The 18,885-nt window shown below is 63.4% G+C and carries 20 protein-coding genes; 1 reads left to right on the forward strand and 19 read right to left on the reverse strand.

From position 1 onward, the window contains the following. Window positions 1-166: 166 nt before the first annotated feature. A complete protein-coding gene (locus AADW18_RS19195) occupies window positions 167-1,189 on the reverse strand; it encodes a GGDEF domain-containing protein (RefSeq protein ID WP_337345015.1) in 1,023 nt (340 codons plus the stop codon). A gap of 308 nt (window positions 1,190-1,497) precedes the next feature. Between AADW18_RS19195 and AADW18_RS19200 the strand changes: the two genes are divergently transcribed. Further along, the gene (locus tag AADW18_RS19200; RefSeq protein WP_337345016.1) at window positions 1,498-2,205 is read left to right on the forward strand and encodes a hypothetical protein; all 708 of its coding nucleotides are present in this window, start codon (window positions 1,498-1,500) and stop codon (window positions 2,203-2,205) included. 70 nt (window positions 2,206-2,275) lie between these two features. On the opposite strand, the gene AADW18_RS19205 is transcribed toward AADW18_RS19200, so the two are convergent. The 18 genes from AADW18_RS19205 to rpoN all read right to left on the reverse strand — a co-directional run bounded on the left by AADW18_RS19205 (window position 2,276) and on the right by rpoN (window position 18,447). Beyond that, a complete protein-coding gene (locus AADW18_RS19205) occupies window positions 2,276-2,860 on the reverse strand; it encodes a TetR/AcrR family transcriptional regulator (RefSeq protein WP_337345017.1) in 585 nt (194 codons plus the stop codon). Between the two features lie 154 nt (window positions 2,861-3,014). Beyond that, window positions 3,015-3,806, reverse strand: a complete 792-nt coding sequence (fliR, locus tag AADW18_RS19210) for a flagellar biosynthetic protein FliR (RefSeq protein ID WP_337345018.1) — start codon at window positions 3,804-3,806, stop codon at window positions 3,015-3,017. A gap of 144 nt (window positions 3,807-3,950) precedes the next feature. Then, window positions 3,951-4,220, reverse strand: coding sequence for a flagellar biosynthetic protein FliQ (locus AADW18_RS19215; protein ID WP_337345019.1), 270 nt, complete (start codon window positions 4,218-4,220; stop codon window positions 3,951-3,953). Between the two features lie 150 nt (window positions 4,221-4,370). Beyond that, window positions 4,371-5,201 carry a flagellar type III secretion system pore protein FliP gene (gene fliP, locus AADW18_RS19220; protein WP_337345020.1) on the reverse strand — a complete coding sequence of 277 codons (831 nt, stop codon included), beginning with the start codon at window positions 5,199-5,201 and terminating at the stop codon, window positions 4,371-4,373. Window positions 5,202-5,204: 3 nt separating this feature from the next. Further along, a complete protein-coding gene (gene fliO / locus AADW18_RS19225) occupies window positions 5,205-5,600 on the reverse strand; it encodes a flagellar biosynthetic protein FliO (protein WP_337345034.1) in 396 nt (131 codons plus the stop codon). 5 nt (window positions 5,601-5,605) lie between these two features. Next, window positions 5,606-5,944, reverse strand: a complete 339-nt coding sequence (fliN, locus tag AADW18_RS19230; protein WP_337345021.1) for a flagellar motor switch protein FliN — start codon at window positions 5,942-5,944, stop codon at window positions 5,606-5,608. Further along, window positions 5,941-6,975: a flagellar motor switch protein FliM gene (fliM, locus tag AADW18_RS19235; RefSeq protein WP_337345035.1), complete on the reverse strand. Its 1,035-nt coding sequence runs from the start codon at window positions 6,973-6,975 to the stop codon at window positions 5,941-5,943. Before fliM ends, fliN begins: the two co-directional genes overlap by 4 nt. A 15-nt stretch (window positions 6,976-6,990) precedes the next feature. Then, entirely contained in the window at window positions 6,991-7,518 is a 528-nt protein-coding gene (locus tag AADW18_RS19240) for a flagellar basal body-associated FliL family protein (RefSeq protein WP_337345022.1), read from the reverse strand. A 308-nt stretch (window positions 7,519-7,826) separates the two neighbouring features. Next, on the reverse strand, window positions 7,827-9,086 hold the full coding sequence (locus AADW18_RS19245) for a flagellar hook-length control protein FliK (RefSeq protein ID WP_337345023.1): 1,260 nt from the start codon (window positions 9,084-9,086) through the stop codon (window positions 7,827-7,829). Continuing rightward, a complete protein-coding gene (fliJ, locus tag AADW18_RS19250; RefSeq protein ID WP_337345024.1) occupies window positions 9,083-9,541 on the reverse strand; it encodes a flagellar export protein FliJ in 459 nt (152 codons plus the stop codon). The genes AADW18_RS19245 and fliJ overlap by 4 nt, the downstream gene beginning before the upstream one ends. 3 nt (window positions 9,542-9,544) lie before the next feature. Continuing rightward, window positions 9,545-10,987 carry a flagellar protein export ATPase FliI gene (fliI, locus tag AADW18_RS19255; protein ID WP_337345025.1) on the reverse strand — a complete coding sequence of 481 codons (1,443 nt, stop codon included), beginning with the start codon at window positions 10,985-10,987 and terminating at the stop codon, window positions 9,545-9,547. Then, entirely contained in the window at window positions 10,984-11,622 is a 639-nt protein-coding gene (locus AADW18_RS19260; RefSeq protein ID WP_337345026.1) for a FliH/SctL family protein, read from the reverse strand. Before AADW18_RS19260 ends, fliI begins: the two co-directional genes overlap by 4 nt. Further along, complete coding sequence (gene fliG, locus AADW18_RS19265; protein WP_337345027.1) at window positions 11,619-12,629, reverse strand: flagellar motor switch protein FliG; 1,011 nt, start codon at window positions 12,627-12,629, stop codon at window positions 11,619-11,621. Before fliG ends, AADW18_RS19260 begins: the two co-directional genes overlap by 4 nt. After that, window positions 12,622-14,298: a flagellar basal-body MS-ring/collar protein FliF gene (gene fliF, locus AADW18_RS19270; RefSeq protein ID WP_337345028.1), complete on the reverse strand. Its 1,677-nt coding sequence runs from the start codon at window positions 14,296-14,298 to the stop codon at window positions 12,622-12,624. Before fliF ends, fliG begins: the two co-directional genes overlap by 8 nt. Window positions 14,299-14,436: 138 nt before the next feature. Further along, window positions 14,437-14,802, reverse strand: a complete 366-nt coding sequence (fliE, locus tag AADW18_RS19275) for a flagellar hook-basal body complex protein FliE (RefSeq protein ID WP_337345029.1) — start codon at window positions 14,800-14,802, stop codon at window positions 14,437-14,439. Window positions 14,803-15,143: 341 nt separating this feature from the next. Beyond that, entirely contained in the window at window positions 15,144-16,619 is a 1,476-nt protein-coding gene (locus AADW18_RS19280; protein WP_337345030.1) for a sigma-54 dependent transcriptional regulator, read from the reverse strand. Continuing rightward, window positions 16,612-16,995, reverse strand: a complete 384-nt coding sequence (locus tag AADW18_RS19285) for a response regulator transcription factor (protein ID WP_337345031.1) — start codon at window positions 16,993-16,995, stop codon at window positions 16,612-16,614. Before AADW18_RS19285 ends, AADW18_RS19280 begins: the two co-directional genes overlap by 8 nt. A gap of 15 nt (window positions 16,996-17,010) precedes the next feature. Further along, complete coding sequence (rpoN, locus tag AADW18_RS19290) at window positions 17,011-18,447, reverse strand: RNA polymerase factor sigma-54 (protein ID WP_337345032.1); 1,437 nt, start codon at window positions 18,445-18,447, stop codon at window positions 17,011-17,013. Between the last annotated feature and the right edge of the window lie 438 nt (window positions 18,448-18,885).

The following is an 18,885-nucleotide window of genomic DNA, read 5'->3' on the forward strand; positions in this document are numbered from 1 at the left end:
TTAATCCGTATCTAGCGCTTTGGATCTACGTCGCGACTTACCCGTGGCGGCATGCCGGTCTAAAAAGGGGGGCAAGGAGCACCACGGCCTGTCCTGATCACAGCGGAACGTCACGAAGAGCAGCGGAGCAAGCTCCGCTCTACGTCGGGTGTCACGCTTTGTTTCCTCAAAACAAATCGTCGGCAATGACGTAGTTGTCGCGGCCACTGGACTTGGCGCGGTAAAGGGCGGCGTCGGCGCGGGAAAACCAGTCGTGCCAGGTCTTGTCGTGTTCCGTCAGCATCGCGGCGCCCAGCGAGATGGTGATCTGGCCGCCGGGGCCGCGCAAGGAGTCGCGCACCGACTTGCGCAAACGTTCGGTGGCCGACTCCAGATCGTTGCGTGTGTCCAGCTCCAGCAAGGCCACGAATTCCTCGCCCCCGAAACGGAAAACCTGGTCCTGCTTGCGCATTTCGAATCGCAAAATGGCAGCCAGGTCGGCAATGGCGGTGTCGCCGGCGCTATGTCCATATAGGTCGTTCACTTCCTTGAACCGGTCCACGTCCAGCACGACCAGTCCATAACAGCATCGGCCCGCGTGAAAGTCCGCCACGGCGCGAGTCAGCACGTTCTCCATCGCCCTGCGGTTGGGTACGCCGGTCAGTGCGTCCAGCGATGCCATCTGCTGCAACTGCACGCGGTCGTCCTGGTTGCGGCTGGAGAAAATGAAAGAAAACGCGGTGGTGAGCAGCGCGGTGACTTCCACCGAAACGGCATGGAAGTTATCGGTGAAAAGGCCGGGTATCAGCAACAATGCGCCGGTCAGGGCCAGATTTGCCAGCAGTGCCGGTAGCCGTTCGGTAATGAAGAAATTGGTCAGCAGTACCAGATAGATCCAGCCAAATGCGGAAGGGCCTATCAGCCAGCACACGGCCAGGCAGGCAAGGGAGTTGAGTACGCACAGCACCCGGCCGGCACGAAGGCTGTCGCCGGTGCGCCAGGTGTAGATGGCGGGTGACGCCACCGCCAACGCGATACCGGCATCCACCAACGCCAGCAGGTGCTGCCCGCTAATCCACCGGTACAGCGCGAACGCAGCGATAACCAACCCGGTCGTGGTCCCCAGAAGGACGATGATGTCACGGCGGAAATCCCGCGCCCGGGGTGAGTCGGGCTTCGTCGACGCTGGAGGAAGAGGCGGTTCGTTCAAGCGGGCGGATCGAAGGAGGGGCGGACAAGACGATGCGCCAGTGTAGGCAGTCGTGGCGCGAGCGGGGTGATCGGTATCACGGAAAAAGTCTGGTAGCGGTCTTGGTTCTCTCCCTTTCCAGCGTCGACATGTGCATGCGCTCCTGAGTTCACCGATCATCTGCTAGCGGGAATATCGGCCGGGTTTCCGGAAACTGAATGGCGGCACACGGCTTTGACGCCGTGGCGGTCATGCGCATCGAATTGTCATGGGGAATTCATCGCAAGCTCCCGACACTTGCGCCACCCCAGCTCATTGAAGGATTACGCATGAAAGTCTTGAAGATTGTGGTGTTGGGGATGGTATTGGCTTGTGGTCTGGCCGCACCGTCGTTTGCGCAAACCGTGGGCTACAACATCCGTACCGGGGATGTGTGGGTGGACACTCGCCTGGTCGAGATAAATGACTATGGGCGTCATTACCGCGACCCTTTCATCGGTGAGATGACGGGTTACTACGGGGCGCCACGCTCGCTGGTCGTCGAGTTGCTGGACGAACGCCGTTGGTCTCCGGCCGACGTGTACTTTGCCTGTTCCATCGCGCACGTGCTGGGCATTCCATGCCTCAACGTGGTCCGCGAATATGACCGTAACCCGGGTCAAGGCTGGGGCAACCTGGCCAAGCGCATGGGCATCAAGCCCGGCTCGGCGGCGTTCCACGATCTGAAGCGCGGCACGGCCTCCACTTACGACCGCTGGGGTTATCCGGTCAGGGTCGATCAACAGGTACGCGTGGACTGGTCCAAGCATGGTCCGGGCAAAGGGCAGGGCGGTTCCAAAGGCAAGTCGTCGTCGGCGCAGTCCGCGGGCGGCAAGTCCAGCCAAGGCGCTAAGTCCAGCCAAAGCGGCAAACCCAGTCAGCAGGGCAAGCCCAGCCAGGGTGGCAAGAGTGAAAAGGGTGGTAAAGACGACCACTCGGGTCACGGCCAGGGCCAGAAGGACAAGGGTGGCGGCAAGGGCAACGGTCGGGATAAGTAGAACCGGATCGACCCTGGAACAAAAACGGCGGCCATCGGCCGCCGTTTTTTTTGAGGCGTGGCTGCCAGCCTCAGGCCGCCAGGGCTTCCAGCGTCCGGTGCACTTGCGGAACCGCCAGCGCTGGGGTGCCGCCGGTCACCGCCACCGCCCGCAGCCCGAACTGGTAGCTCTGCCACAGCAACTCATCGGCGTGATTGATATCGACCGGACGGAACTGGCCGTCCTCGATGCCGCGTGTCAGTTCCTGGCGGACCGGCTCGCGCATGCCGCGCAGAGCGGCGTTGACGTCCGCTTCCATTTCGGTGGACCAACGTGCGGAAACGGCCCATAGCGCTGGAAATGCGATGAACGTGGCGGCATCCTCGCGCGCCACCCACAGGTAGTAGTCCAGGATGCGCTGGGCGTGGCTGCGTCCCTTGGTGAGTACCGGCGGCCTGCGCGTACCGTAGTCGCGGATCAACAAGGTGGCGATGATGTCGGCCTTGGTTTCGAAATGGAGGATGACGCCACGAGCGCTGAGGCCGGTCGCGTGCCCCAGGTCCATCAGCGTCGTTTCGTCGAAGCCCTTGGTGAAGAACAGTTTGCGCGCCGCCGTCAACACCGCTTCGCGAGTTTCATGGCTAGTGCGTCGTTTTATATGTGAAGTGCGCAGCATGTTAAGTCCTCTCCCTGGTCACCGAACGGGAAGCGCTTGTGGCGCGAACCTGTATCGCTCTGCTTCGTTGTCCATGACGAACACCCCATTGCGCATACTGCATTTGTAAATGCATTTATGTGAAATCACAATTCCGCCTGTTGCTCACCATACCTCAGCTTGTGATGTTTCGCGCGGCATCAAAGGAAAGATTAAAGATACGTTGCACCGGTGGGCCCAATTCTCCAGCCAGCAGCGCCAGCAGGAAAAGCCCCAGCAGAAGCGCAGTTGGCAGGCCTAATTGGATGGGATTCAACGCCGGTGCCGCGCGTCCCAACACACCGAATGCGAGATTGACCGCGAGCATCGCCACCATCACTGGCAGCGCCAAACTCACCGCCGCTCTCAGTATTTGCGTAAAAAATACCGGCGCGACTTCCAGCATCGCGGCCACGTCGGGCAACGAATGGCCGATGGGCAACGACTTATAGCTGTCCACCAGCAGCGCCACCATGGCGAGATGGCCATTGAAGGTGAAGAACAACAAGCCGAATGCCAGATAGAACCATTGGCCGACCACACCGGAGTTGACGCCGCGCAGGGGATCGGACATTTGTGCGAAGGCCAGGCCGGTGCCCTGAGACACCAGCTCGCCGGCCATGGCGCCGGCTTCGAAAGCCAGCCGCAGCATGAAACCCATGCTGGCACCGACCGCCAGTTCGCGCGCGACGTTCAGCACGGTAGCCGCATCGAACACGATCTGCGCCGGCGGCGCGGGCAGGAGCGGTGTCAACGCCATCGACAACGCACCTGCAATGATCACCCGTACCCGTACCGACACTGCGCGCGTGCCAATCAATGGCGCCGCCATCAACAGCGCGCCGGTACGCAGCAACGTCCAGAGCAGGGCATTGATCATGCCGAACGCTTGCTGGCCGTCGATGACGATTTGGGTGGCGGAATCCATCAGGGGCGGGGAATAGGGAATGGGGAATAGGGAATGGGAAAAGCCTGGCAGCTGTCACCCTCGCGCGGGCGGCAGCACTTCATGGCGGCGTATCGAGGAGGTCGATCCATGCTTTCCGATTCCCCATTCCCCATTCCCAGCCCTTCAGCCAATCAAATGCGGCAACCGCTGAAACAACTGCGTGGTGTATTCCACCAAAGTGCCCAGCAGGAAACTGCCGGTCGCGAACAGTGCCGCTGTCAACGCGACGGCTTTGGCGACGAAGGCGATGGTGGGTTCGTTCAACTGCGTCGCGGCCTGGATCACGCCGATCACCACGCCGACCACCAGCACGACCAGCAGCAAAGGACCACCGACCCATAAGGCGATTTCAAGGCCACCGCGTAGTTCGGTTAGTGCGAGTTCGGGAGTCATGGGAAGAGCCGGGAATGGGGAAACGGGAATAGAGAAACGGAAGAGCGAGAAGCGGAAAAGCAAAGGCGGTGCATGTAGTGGGCTGGCCAAAGGGGAATAAAGCTAAACGGCTTTCACGATTCCCTATTCCCGTTTCCCCATTCCCGGCTCTCAATTAAAACTCGCCGCCAGTGAGCCGACGATCAGCACCCAGCCGTCGACCAATACGAACAACAGGATCTTGAATGGGGCGGAGACCAGCATCGGGGACAGCATCATCATGCCCATCGACATCAGCACGCTCGCCACCACCAGATCGATGATCACGAAGGGAATGAAGATCAGAAAACCAATTTCGAATGCAGTCTTCAGTTCGCTGGTGATGAATGACGCCACCACGATCGGGAAGGGCACATCGGCCGGGCTGGCGTAGGCGCCGTGGCCGGCCAGGCCGGCGAAGGTCATCAGATCGGTTTCGCGTACCTGCGCCAGCATGAAGTCGCGCAGCGGTCCGGTGGTGAGTGTCCAGGCGCTGGAGAAATCGATCTGGCCATTGAGATACGGCGCCATGCCCTGGGTCCAGGCCTTGTCGCCCACCGGCATCATCACCAGCATGGTCAGGAACAACGCCAGCCCCACCAGCACCTGGTTGGAAGGCGTCTGCCCCGTGCCCAGCGCCTGCCGCAGCAGCCCCAGCACGATGATGATGCGAGTGAAGGCGGTCATCGCCAGCAACGCCGATGGAATCAGAGTGATCGCCGTCATCAGCAACAGCGTTTGCAACGGCAGGCTGACGGCGCGATCGCCGACTTGGCCCACGGTGACGTCGGGCAGCGAAGGCAGCGTGGGTTTGGCCGGAGCGCCGGCGGGTGCGGCGGCAGGCGCTGCAGCAGCTGCCGCGGCAGGTGCGTTGTCAGCGGGTGCGGTGGTGGTCTGCGCGGCGGCGAGTACCGGCGCGTACAGGCACAGCAGAGTCAGTAACGAAAACAGAAGGCGACGCATGATTCAGGTCTCTTTGCGCAAACGCTTGGCGAGCAGTTCGGCGAAATTGGGCAGGGGTGCGGCAGCGGGGGGCAACGGCAACGGTTCGGACAGCTGATGCAGCTTGTTGATGCCGCCGGCGCCTACACCGATCAGCAGTTGCTCGCCGTTGACGTCGATCACCATCACGCGCTCCTTGGCGCCTACCGACAGCATCGACACCACGCGCAAACGATCGTTCTGGCGCAAGCCCAGGCCGGTGCCGGGCATGCGCTTCAACAACCACGCCATGCCCAGGATCAGTCCCAGCACCAGGATCAGGCCGACCAACGCGCCGCCGATGCCCGGCGTACTGGGCGCGGCGTAGCCTATCTTCTGCGCAGGTGCGGCTGCAGCCGCACTGGCGATCAGTGTCAGCATCGCGCTCATCGCAGCCGCCGGATGCGCTCGCTGGGGCTGACCACATCGGTCAGGCGAACACCGAAACGGTCGTTCACCACCACCACTTCGCCGTGCGCCACCAGCGTGCCGTTGACGAACACGTCCAGCGGTTCGCCCGCGCCGCGTTCCAGTTCCACCACCGAACCCTGGTTGAGTTGCAACAGGTTGCGGATGGCCATGCGTGTGCGTCCAACTTCCAGCGACAGCATCACAGGCACGTCCAGGATCACGTCCAGGCTGACGTCGTTGTCGTTGCCGCCGCTGTCGGACTGCAGGTCCTGGAACGTGGTCGCGACGGCTTCTTCGATTTCGGGATGACTCATGGCGTTGCTTCCTGGTATGCGGCAGGTTGAAGTGCGGTGACAGTGGGAGTCGCCGGTGCAAGACGGCTGCCAGGCGGATGCTTGGCGATGATCTTGACGGCGTTGTTGCCATTGGAAATGCCGAATTCGCCGGTGAAAACGGGAACCTGCTCGACGCAGACCGGTACCGTCTTGGGTAGGTCGATGGGCAGGATGTCGCCGACTTTCAGGCGGGTGAGTTCGCGCAGGTTGATGCGCTTTTCCGCCAGCACCGTGGATAGCGTCACTTCGGCGGTGCGCAGTTGCTGATGCATTGCCTGGCGAAAGGTTTCATCGTTGTCGACGCGGTCGGACTGGATGCCGGCATCGAGTAGTTCGCGTATCGGTTCCAGCATGGAATAGGGCAGGGTGACGTGCAGTTCGCCGCCACCGCCATCCAGTTCCACATGGAAGCGGCTGACCACCACGTATTCGCGCGGGCTGACGATGTTGGCGAAATGCGGGTTGACCTCGGAGTTGACGTGTTCGAAATCCACGGCCATCACCGGCGCCCAGGCATCCACCAGATCGGCGAAGGTCTGTTTCAGCAGCAGGTGGATGACCCGCATCTCGGTAGGCGTGAATTCGCGGCCTTCGATCTTGGCCGGGTAGCGGCCATCGCCGCCGAAGAAGTTGTCCACCACGGTGAACACCAGCTTGGGTTCGAATACGATCAGGCCGGTGCCACGCAGCGGCTTGAGCTTGATCAGATTGAGGTTGGTGGGCACGTATAGCGAGTGCAGGTAGTCGCTGAACTTGATCACGTCGATGCCGCGCACCGACAGGTCGGCGGACCGGCGCAGCAGATTGAACAGACCAATGCGCCAGGTGCGGACGAAGCGCTCGTTGATCATCTCCAGCGTGGGCAGGCGCCCGCGCACAATGCGGTCCTGGCTGGCGAAGTCGTAACTGCGCGCCACCGCAGGATCGACAGGCTCCTCGGTTTCGATGACGCCGGAATCGACGCCATTGAGCAGGGCATCGATTTCGTCTTGCGAGAGCAGGTCACTCATCATGGCGCGCGGTCCTTACTGCATTACGAAACTGGTGAACAGCAAAGCTTCCACCGAAGGCTTGCCGGTTTCGGCGATCAGCAGCTTTTTCACATCGGTCAGCGCGTCGTTCTGCAGTTTTTCCTTGCCGGCGCGAGTGATCAGCCCTTCCGCGTCCTGCTGTGCGAACAGCATCAGCAACTTGGCGCGGATGGCTGGCGCGTGCAGTTGGATGGCCTTCATCGCTTCCGGGTCGCGCGTCATCAATTGCACTTCCACCTGCAGGTAGCGCGCGCCACCGGCCGAGCCGATCAGGTTGACCACGAAGGGCGGTTCCAACGCGAAATACTGGGCAGGTGCCGGGACGTTGCCGGTCTTGGCGTCGCCCTTGGCAGCATGCTGCTCGGCCTTGGCGTCACCGGAATGGCTGGCGAAGAACCAGGCGCCGCCGCCTGCGGCACCGGCCGCGATCACGGCGATGGCGGCAATGAGCAACCACGGTTTGCCGACTTTCTTGGCTTCGGCCTTGGCGGCCTTGGGATTGGATTTATCGGCGGGGGCCACGGGGGTCGATCTCCTGATGTGTCGGGAGAGACGGATGCAAGTGGCGTGCCGTTGACGGGGCGGAGGGTTGCCGGAGTTTTGACGCGGGATGGTGGGGTTGTGTAGCCAAGCCTTGTAGGAGCGCCGTCCCGGCGCGAGCTCTTCCTATCAGATCGCGATAGAAGCGAAAGCTCGCGCCGGGACGGCGCTCCTACAAGGGGAATCACCAACGTGTGGGAGCGACGTGAGTCGCGACCGTGAATGAGGACGGCACGAAAAGCGTCGCGACTTACATCGCTCCCACAAGGAAGGATTGTCGCGACCTGCCGTTAAGCGTAAGCGTCCAGCAACCCATGGGCGGTCATGCGGACCGGGCGGGGCAGCAGCGCTTCGCTTGCCACGCCGGCATCTTCTCCGCCATTGCGGTCCGCGGTAAGGGGTGTCTCCGGAGAGGAATGGGAGTTCTGGTGATGCCCCACGTCGGCCTGCGCCAACTGGAAGCCATGCTGGCCCAGCATGTCGCGCAGTTTTGGCAGGCTGTTCTCGAGCGCCTGCCGGACTTCCGGTTGGGCGCTGCTGAAATCGGCGTGCACGCGGTCGCCGTCCAGGCGCAGGCGCACTTCGACCGTACCCAGGTCGTTTGGAGTGATCTTGATGTGGGCGTGGCCGATCTTCTGCTCGGCCATCCAGGTCAAACGCGTGCCGACCGCCTCGTCGAATTGTTCGTTGTGCAAGTCCGGCATCGGTGCTTCCAACGGATTGACGGTTGCGGTGCGTGCCAGGCCGTTAGGCGAGGTTGTGTTGGAACCGGCCATCAGATTGGTCGACGGCGAGACGGGTTCCGCTTCGCCTTCGGAGCGCAGTGCGTCCACCACGTCCTTGACCAGTGCGATCGCTTCTGGCGCCGCGGCAATGGGATTGCCGGCGGCCAGATGGCTGGCGAAGGACAGCAGGTTCTGCAGCGCAGGTTTGGCCGCATGGCTGCCTTCGGCATGCGCGGGCTGCGTGGCTTGCGCATCGGCACCCGACAGGAGATCGGCTATCGACGCATCAGGCGCCAGTGCATCGGTTACCAAGGCGGCGACGGTGTTCGTTTGTGCAGGGGCGGCCGCTGTTCCCGTCATTGCTACGTCGCTGATGAGGGGAGTAACCGATGCGTCGCCACCGCCGGCCGTCGGTATTGCCGCTGCCGTTACGGCGGGCGCTTCGGTCAACTCCGCGCCGGCCAGCAGCGACGCTTGTGCATTGGCCGCTAGCTCCAAGGGTGATGCGGGTAGCGCAAGCGGTGGCATCTGCGAAACCAATCCGAGTGGTGGCCAGTCTTCAGCGGCTTTCGGTTTGCGGGCGTTGCGTTCCGTCTTGGCGGAATCCTTCTCGGCGGCGTCTTTGGCTTCGGCCACCGGCGTTTTGTCGCCCTTACCGGCCGGTGCGACCGGTTTCGCCTGCGTCGCTTTTTTTTCCATCAGCCGATCGAACTGTGGCTTTTCCTGCGCGTTCGATGCATCGGTTTTCGCTGGCGCATTGCCTGCGGCCGTCTGGCTGGCGGAACTGGCAGCGCCCGGATTGAGGCCGGCAAGCGCGGTCTTCATCCGTTTTCCTCGCTTTCCTGTGCCGCGGTCGCGGCCTGGCGTACCCGGCGTGCGCCCAGGTCGTCCATCTCGCGTTGATCGCGGCGGTCCACCACTTGCCGTTCCTGCACACGATAGCTGGCAGCCAGTTGTTCCAGCACCTGCTTGTCGCGGCTGGCCAGCAGCAGGCGGTCGCGTTCAATGTCCACGCTGGCCCGGCTGCGGTCGATCGTCTGCAATTGCTGTTTGAGTGCGCTGTCGATGCGGTCCAGAAAAGCGCGACGGTTGGCCAGCTGCGCCGGACTGGTCGCCGCCATCTGGCTGTTGGCGTACTCCTCGGCGTAGCCGCGCAGTTCTTCCAGACGCGATTCGTGCATCGTCAGGGCGCGCTGGCGTTCGGCCAGGTCGCGGGCGACGGCATCCTCATGCTCCTGCGCGCGGCGCAGCAGCGGATCGATTCGGCGGGACTGCATCATGGCTTAGGACTCCTTTCGTTCGAGCGGACTGCGTTGTTTCGCGCTGCTATTGAGCGTGCTGCTATTGAACGTGCTGCTATTGAACATGCTGCCTTGGATCAAGGTTTCGAGTGCCGAGCGGCTGCTGGGCAGATCGGCGGAGTGAGCGACATCCTGGCCCAGGAATTCGACGATTTCCGGCCAGCGTTCCAGTGCTTCGTCCACCGCCGGATCGTTGCCGCGCTGGTAGGCGCCGATGGCGATCAAGTCGCGGTTGCTGTTGTAGGCCGACAGCAGCCGCTTGAGTTTGCGAATGCGGTCGCGCCAGGTTTCGTCGGCAATTTCGGTAACCACGCGACTGACCGAGGCTTCCACGTCGATGGCCGGATACAGGCCGCCGTCGGCGACGCGACGCGACAGCAGGATATGGCCGTCGAGAATCGCGCGCGCGGCGTCGGCGATCGGATCCTGCGGATCGTCGCCTTCGGTCAGCACGGTATAGAACGCGGTGATGGAACCGCGCCCGGCGGAGCCATTGCCTGCGCGTTCCACCAGTGCCGGTAGGCGAGCGAATACGGAAGGCGGATAGCCGCGCGTGGTTGGCGGTTCACCGACCGACAGGCCGATTTCGCGCTGCGCCTGAGCGAAGCGGGTAAGCGAATCCATCAGCAGCAGGACGTTCAATCCCTGGTCGCGGAACCATTCGGCGATAGCCGTGGCGCGATACGCACCTTGCAGGCGGGCCAGCGGTGGCCGGTCGGCCGGACTGGCGACCACCACCGCACGCGCCAAGCCGGCTGGACCCAGCGTACTCTCGACGAAATCGCGCACTTCGCGACCACGTTCGCCGATCAATCCCACCACGATTACGTCAGCGGCGGTGTAGCGGGTCATCATGCCCAGTAGCGTCGATTTACCCACGCCCGAGCCGGCGAACAATCCCACGCGCTGGCCACGGCCGATCGGCAGCAGCGCGTTGATGGCGCGCACGCCGACGTCCAGTGGTTGGGTGATGGGTTCACGCGAGAGCGGATTGATGGCGGCGCCAGACAAGCTGACCGTGGTTTCGGCGCGAATGGGCCCGCGTCCATCCAACGGCACGCCGTCGCTGTCGATCACGCGGCCCAGCAAACCTTCACCAACCTGCACGCCACCGCGGCGGCGCATCGGCACCACGCGTGCGTTGGGCAGCAAGCCGTGCAGTTCGGCGCTGGGCATCAGATAAGTACGTTCGCCCGCAAAGCCGACGACTTCGGCATCGACCCAGCCGCCATCAACGACTTCGACCTTGCAGGTCGCGCCCAACGGCGCTTCGCAGCCGATGGCTTCCAGCGTCAGGCCGACGGCGCGGCGCAGGATGCCTTCGCGGATCAGTCCACGGCCACCCAGGTCGGGGCGAATCTGCGACAGGCGCGCGGCCAGGCGAAGATCGCGTGCGGTCAGCCATTCCAGCGGTTGCGCGCTCATATCGCGGCTCCCCGCGCCAGCACGCGTTCCAGTGCGCCGCGCAGACGCGCTTCCAGCGTACCGTCGATGCGCACGCTTTCGGCATGCACGCGCAGGTCGCCCCGGCTGAGCGAGTGGTCGGCGGTCAATCGTGTGGCGGGCATCAACGACAGCACTGGCGTCAGTGCGGCGATATCGTCCGGGTGCATGCGTACTTCCACTTCGCGGTTGGTGCCGCCGACGGCATCCAGCGCTTCGCTGGCCAGTTCCTGCAGCAGCATCGGATCGGTCTGGTAGGCACGGCCGACCAATGCGCCGGCGATACGCACGGCCAACTCGGATAATGCCGCGACGACTTCGTTTTCCAGTCGGTCCAGTGGACGCGAGAAATTGTCGAGGATGCCTTCGATCTGCGCGGCCAGCCGCCGTACTTCGGTTTGGCCTTGCGCCAACCCTTCGGCGTGGCCTTCCGCGCGGCCGCGTTCCAAACCCTCTTGATAAGCGGCTTCTTCGATGGCCTGGATTTCTTCCAGGCTGGGCGGACGCAGCAACGGCGCATCTTCCGAGGTTGCACCCCTTGCCACGAAGTCCAGCGGCGGCGCCAGCCAGCGGATTGCGTCGTTGCTGTCGGCAGCGCCTGCGCCAATGATGGTCATACCATCTCCTCACTGCCGGCGACCAGCGATATCACGCCTTGCTCGGAGAGACGGCGGACAATCGCCAGGATTTCCTTCTGCGCCATTTCGACGTCGGACAAGCGCACGGGGCCGCGCGCTTCCATGTCTTCCAGCAATATCTCCGCCGCACGCTGCGACATGTTGCGGGTAATCTTTTCGCGCACCTTGCTGTCGGCGCCGCGCAGTGCCAAGCCCAGGCGGTCGTTGGGTACTTCGCGCAGCAGCGCCTGCAGTTCGCGGTCGCTCAGGTCGTTCAAGTTGTCGAACACGAACATCAAGTCCTGGATGCGCGCGCCCAGTTCGGCATCGACCTGACTGATGGTGGTCAGGATCACCTGGTCCTGGCCCGAATCCATGAAATTGAGGATGTTGGCCGCGACCTTGACGCCGCCGATATTCGAAGACTTGAGGTTCTGGTTGCCGGAGAACTGGCGTTCCATGATCTCGTTGAGTTCGTTCAGTGCGTTCGGCGGAATACCGTCCAGCGTGGCAATGCGAAGCAGCACGTCCGAACGCGTACGCTCGGGCAGGATTTTCAGGACTTCGGCCGCCTGGTCGCCGTCCAGGTGCGACAGCACGATGGCGATGATCTGCGGGTGTTCGTTGCGCACCAGATCGGCAATGGCGCGCGGGTCCATCCACTTCAATGTATCCAGGCCGGTGGTGTTGCGGCCCAGGAGAATGCGGTCGATCAGGCTGCCGGCCTTGTCTTCGCCCAGCGCCTGTACCAGCACCTTGCGCACGTAGTCATCGGCGCCCATGCCCAGTGATGTTTGTTTGTCCAACGCGGTGTTGAAGACTTCCATCACCTGCGACACCTGTTCCCGGCTGATACCGGAAATGGTGGCCATGGCGATGCCCAGCTTCTGCACCTCTTTGGCATTCATGTGCTTGAGCACTTCGGCCGCATCAGACTCTCCCAGCGAGAGCAGCAGCACCGCGGCGCGCTGGACGCCGGAAAGGGCAAGTTCCTGTTGTTTATTCATCGCTATCCACCCAATCCTTCACGACCTGAGCGACCTGCCGGGAATCGGTCTTCACCGCTTCACGAGCCTGACGTAGCCGATCTTCGTAGGCATCGGACGCCAATGCCCGCTGTTTGGGCGTCGCGTCGACTTCTTCCTGCAGGGCGGCGACGATGCGCTCGTCTTCGTCTTCGTCATCCACCAGGGTAATGTCGACGGCGGACGCTTTAAGTCTCTTGGAAGGAGGATTGACGATCTGGCGGATGGCCGGGCGAAGGACGCCGAACAGCAGCGCAAGCACCACGATGGCACCCAGCCCGTAGCGCGCGATGTCGCGCACCAGCGGGTTATGCAACACCGGGTTTTCCCACAGCGGAACGTCCTCAGCGGCGGCGGGGTCTTCGCGCACGAACGGCGCGTTCATCACCGACACCGAATCGCCGCGCGCGCCGTCGAAACCCACGGCCTCCTTCACCAACGCTTCGACGCGGGTCAGAGTGGCGGCATCCAATGGCGTCATCACCGTCTTGCCGTTGGCGCCGGCACGCGGCACGTGGTCCACCAACACGGCGGCGGTGATACGACGCACGCGCCCAGCCGGTTGGCGGGTGTGTTGCAACGTGCGGTCGAGTTCGAAATTGCGGGTCGCGCTGCTGGCGGTTTCCACCGGCGCATCGGGATTGGGTGCGGCCGCTGCGGTAGGTCCAGGCGGCGTATTGCTGGTCGCGCCAGGCACGCCTTCTGGCCCGCCGTTCTTGCTGACAGTGTTCTGGCTGACTTGTTCGCTACGAATCTTGGTCGGGTCGTTGGCGAAGGTTTCGCGGGCTTCCTCCACCACCGAGAAATCCATGTCCACCGCGACTTCGGCGTTGACGCGGCCGGGACCGGTCAGTGGTTCCAATAGTTCGCGAATACGCTGATTGAACGACGTCTCCAGCTTGCGCACGCGTTCGAACTGCGCGGCATTCAACGCGGCTTCGCTATTGGGATCGCTGATGGTCAGCATGCGACCGCTCTGGTCCACCACGGTGACGCGCTCGGGAGCAAGATCGGGAATGCTGGAGGCGACCAGGTGCACGATGGCGTCCACCTGGTTGCGTTCCAGCATGGCGCCGGAGCGCAGGTCCAGCACCACCGATGCACTCGCGACTTCGCGCTGGCGAGTGAACGCGCTGGGTTTGGGAATGGCCAGATGCACACGTGCGTCGCGCACCGGCCGCAAGGTTGCGATGGTGCGGACCAGTTCGGTTTCCAGCGAGTGCTGGTAACGTGCGCTTTCGACGAATTGGCTGACGCCGAAACCCGGGTCGCGCTCCATCAATTCGAAGCCCAGGCGGCCGCTTTCGGCCAGTCCGGAGCCGGCCAGCTTCAGGCGGGCATCGTGCAGGTTCTTTTCCGGCACTGAGATCGCGCCGGTGGCTTCATCCAACTTGAACGGGATCTGCGCAGTGCGCAGCATGTCGGTGGCTTCCGCCGTGGCCTTGGCGTCCAACCCGGTATACAGCGGCGCGTAGGCAGGTTTCTGCGACCAGAAGAACACCATCAAACCGACCGCCATCGCACCGGCGATCATCAACAACGTGCCCATCTGGCGGAACACCGGAATGTCCTGGATCTTGGAAAGCGCCGCACCCGCCTTTTCGGCGTTCAGCGATTCCTTCAGTGCGTCCTTGGAAAGGGTGAGGGCCATGGCGTTGCGGGTTCCTGGTTCAAACGGCTTGTTTTTTTACGAGAAACATCTTTGGTCGGCTATTCGTTATCGCCTGCCGTTGCGACGGCATCTTTGCTACTGGTTCGGCTGTATCGCGGGGCGCAGCTCCGCTCTACGTTACAAAGGCATGTTCATCACGTCCTGGTAGGCCTGGACCAGCCGGTTGCGTACTTCGACGGTGGCGCGGAACGCCACCTGCGATTGCTGCGCCGCCACCATCACCCGCGCGAGGTCGGCACGCGGATCGCCAAGCTCGAAGGCTTGGGCCAATGCGCCGGCTTCCTTTTGCGTGGTATTGACGCCCTGGATAGCGTTCTGCAGCGTCTCGCCGAAACTAGGCGCCTTGACCGCGGCGGACTGGCCGAAGTCGATGGCACCTGGGTTCTGCACCGGCTCACTCCGCACAAATTCCGGTGCGCGCGTGCCCAGTTGGTTCTGGTAGCTGCGGATCTGCGACAGGATGGAAGAAACGGAGTCGGACATGGGCGGCTGCAGTAAGCGTCGGAGTGTCTTGTCAGGTTAGGGTCTATTAGCGCTATCGGGACAGGCCCCGTTGTCGTGTCCGGCGGTCAGGTGGTCGCGCGTGGCGCCGTGACAGGCTGGCCGCCTGTTCCAGCCGCGCGCGGCCGCTTGGCTGCCGGACATGGCAACCCGAAGGGCCGCACTTGAGCGCGTATGCGGCGGCGTCATCACTCGGTCATTTATCGACATAAATTCTCTCGTTCTTCCTTGCCGCATACGCGCTCAAGTGCGGCGGGGCCTATCCCGATAGCGCTAATAGACCCTATTGCAAGACGTGTGCCGAAATCGCTCTGCGCCGCTCGTCAGTTTTCCGTCGCCAGGGAAACTTCGTCGCGCTCCACACCGTACTTGCGCAGCTTTTCCACCAACGTGGTGCGGCGCAGGCCCAGCAACTGCGCGGCGTGGGCGACCACGCCACCAGCGCGATCCAACGCGTCACGGATCAAGTTCATTTCGATGCGGGCGATGTGCTCGCGCAGGTCCAGGCCTTCTTCGGGCAGGCGGTCGTCGGCTTGCGCAGCGGCGACCGTTGTCGCGCTGTCCGCCGGGCCGGCCAGGGTGACGGTGTTGGCCGCCACCGAGGTGGCGACGGCGACCAGCTCCGCCGGCAGCGGCGGCAGGTTTTCCGGCTGGTAACGCTTGGGCAGATCGTGCGCGCGCACCAGGCCACCGGGATGCAACACGGCCAGGCGTTCGACCAGATTGGTCAGTTCGCGCACATTGCCGGGCCACGGGTAGCCGCGCAGGGCCTGCAGGGTTTCTTCGGCGAAGCGCACTTCGCCACGGCCGGTGCGCGCCAGTTGTGCGGCAATGGTATCCACCAGCGCCGGCAAATCTTCGGTGCGTTCGCGCAGGGCGGGCATCTCGATGGGGAAGACGTTGATGCGGTAGAACAGATCCTCGCGGAACTGATTGCTGGCGATGCGGTCTTCCAGATCGCGGTGAGTGGCGGCGATCACCCGGACATTGCAGCGGATGGTCTGGCTGCCGCCGACGCGTTCGAAACTGCGCTCCTGCAGCACGCGCAGCAGCTTGACCTGCATCGGCAGGCTCATATCGCCGATTTCGTCCAGCAGCAGGGTGCCGCCTTCGGCCATTTCGAAACGGCCCTTGCGGGCGCTGAGTGCGCCGGTGAACGCGCCTTTCTCGTGGCCGAACAGTTCGCTTTCCAGCAGATCCGGCGGGATCGCACCGCAGTTGATCGCCACGAACGGTCCATCGCGGCGGGGTGATTGGTCGTGAATGGCACGTGCCACGACTTCCTTGCCGGTGCCCGATTCGCCCAACACCAATACGGTGGTGTCGAATGCAGCGACTTGGTCGATCAACCGGCGCAGGCGGACGACCGCCGGACTGTTGCCGGTAGGGCCGCTGGAAACAGCGGTCTGCGCTTGATGTTCGGTGTCCAGCCGCTTCAGGCTGGCGCGGCGCAGGCAACCTTCCAGCTGGGCGTGACGGATAGGCGATTCCAACGGCCACACGCCGGCTTCGTGCAGGCCATGCGCGGCGGCGAACGCGGCGGTGTCGCCTTGCAGCAGCAGGACCGGTGGCGGCAACGGCGTGCGTGCCAGCCAGGCGAAGAATTCCTTGGCCTGCGCGGTATCGTCCAGTTCACCGACGACCAGCGCCATCCAGTCGTGCGGACGGTGGCGGCCCAGATCCACGTCACCGAGGCTGGCAACCCAGCGCGGTGTCAGGTCCATGAATTCCAGCAGTCCGGCCAAGCGTTCGGCGCGGGCGGCATCGGCATCAATGACGAGGATTCGGGATTCACTCATGGCTGCGGTCGTCTCTGAACTTTTCTAGGATGGGCAAGACTTCCTGGATGTAGGAAAGCTTGCTGACAAAATTGTCGGCGCCAGCGCGCATGGCGTGCTCGCGGTGCTCGGCGTCGTCGAAATGGCTGGCGATGACCACGAACGGCGGGGCGTCCTGGGTCTTGATCAGCCGGGTGGCTTGCAGTCCGCCCATCTCGGGCATGGCCAGGTCCATCAGGACCACGTCGGGGCGGAGGGTTTCGGAACGTTCGATCGCTTCCAGCCCGTTGCTGGCGCGGCCGACCACTTCCAGCCAATCCAGCTTGCGCAGATGACGCACTGCCGCATTGATGAAGCCTTCGTGGTCGTCCACTAATAGAACGGTGATCTTGCTCATGCTTATAACGCTCCGCTAGCCGGCTTTTGCCAAAGCCGACACGTTACCGTGTCGGCGCTGGCGTGCGGGAGCGATATCAAGCTGTTCCCGGTACTTCGCCACAGTTCTGCGGGCAATGTGGATCCCCTGGCGAGCCAGCAGGCCCGCGATGGCCTCGTCGGCCAGGGGCTTGGCGGCCGGCTCGGACTCGATCAGCCGGCGCACCATGGCCCGCACGGCCGGACCGGAGACGCTGGCGCCTTCCAGGCGCACGGCGAAGAAATGCTTCAGTTCGAACGTGCCGCGCGGCGTCTGCATGTACTTGCCGGTGGTGATACGCGAGATGGTGGACTCGTGCATGCCGATCTCGTCGGCGATCTCTTTCAGCGTCAGCGGCGCCATGGCTTCGTCGCCCTGGGACAAGAAGCCTGCCTGGCGTTCGACGATGGCGCGGGCGGTGCGCAGCAGGGTGTCATAGCGCATCGACAGGCCGCGGGTCAGCCAGCGGGCCTCCTGCAACAGTTCGCGCAGCTTCTGCGCGCCGGCGCTCTGATCTGCATTCTGTTGATCAGCACGCTCCAGCGCGCGCTCGTGCATCGGCATGACCGACAGGCGCGGCGTGGTGGCGGGGTTCAAGGCCACGCGCCAGGCGCAGTCGGCGTGCCAGGCCACCACGTCCGGAATCACATACGCAGCGGCAGCCTCGGGCAGCAGCGCTTCACCGGGACGGGGTTGTAGGGACAGGATCAGGCGGACGGCATCGCGCACCTGGTCGGCATCCAGGTCCAAGCGGGTGGCGATAGCGTCGTAGTCATGGCTGCCCAGCAGGTCCAGGCAGGACTCGATGATGCGCTGGGCGATGGGACGGCCCGGCACCCGGCCGGCCAAGCCGGCCAGTTGCGCCAGCAGGCACTCGCGCAGGTCGCGTGCTGCCAGCCCGGTGTATTCGCCGTGCAGGATGCGTTGGCGCAGGCTTTCGGCGTGTTCGGCGGAAACACCGTGCTGGGCGGCGGCGATCATCGCCAGCGAGGCGGGTTCCTGCACCAGGTAACCGGCGTCATCGGTGTGCTCCAGCCAGAAGGCGGCGACCTGAAGGTCGGCATCGCTCAATTCCAGCGACAGCTTGGCGAGCACACGCACTTGCGGGTCGCTGGATTCGCCGGCCTCGATCCGCTGCATGCGGTCGTCATCGCCCTCGTTCCAACTGGTGCCGGGGATGTCCCACAGATTGGATTCGGGCAGTTCGTCGAAAGCGGCGATTTCGATGGCGGCAGCGTCAGTGCTGTCGGCGGCCAGGGTAGGGGACTCGGCGGTCTGCTCTTCCTCCAGCTCCAGCAGCGGGTTGAGCTCCAATGCGCGGCGAACTTCCATTTCCAACTGCAAGCCATCGAGTTGCAGCAGCCGGATCGACTGCAGCAGCTGCGGCGTCAGGTGGAGTTGTTGCCCGAGTTGAGTGGCAAGACCGGTCTTCATTCTTTCCCCTTCGGTGCCGTCGCTGGACTTTGGCGCCGTGGGAATACTTTGAGCCGATCGCGCCAGAAAAATAATCGGGGCGTTTCTGGTTGTGATGAGGACGCACCCGACCGCCTGTAGGGGTTTGCCCTACAGGGTCGGGTTTATGGGGGGTGGCGAGGGGTAGGGGGTGTTTGCCGCAACGGGATTCCGGCGCGGCGGGTGGGGGATCTCCGGTGTGCTGCAAGAGGTGAGCCAGTTTTCTTATGTAGCGTGCGCTGCACGCACGGCTCAGCTCTGAGTCCTTCGCTGCTGTTAGATATGGGCGCTGGCGCGGGCGGTTCATCGGAGCTGATGATCTACGCGCCTGCCGCGGGGCCCTACTTTCTTTGCTCGTGTGTACGGACCGGAGACCTGGGTAACGGGTGTGCGGGGACATGGGTAACACTTTTTTGGTCA

This window comes from Pseudoxanthomonas sp. CCNWLY206-1, from assembly GCF_039710385.1.
Classification (GTDB): domain Bacteria; phylum Pseudomonadota; class Gammaproteobacteria; order Xanthomonadales; family Xanthomonadaceae; genus Pseudoxanthomonas_A.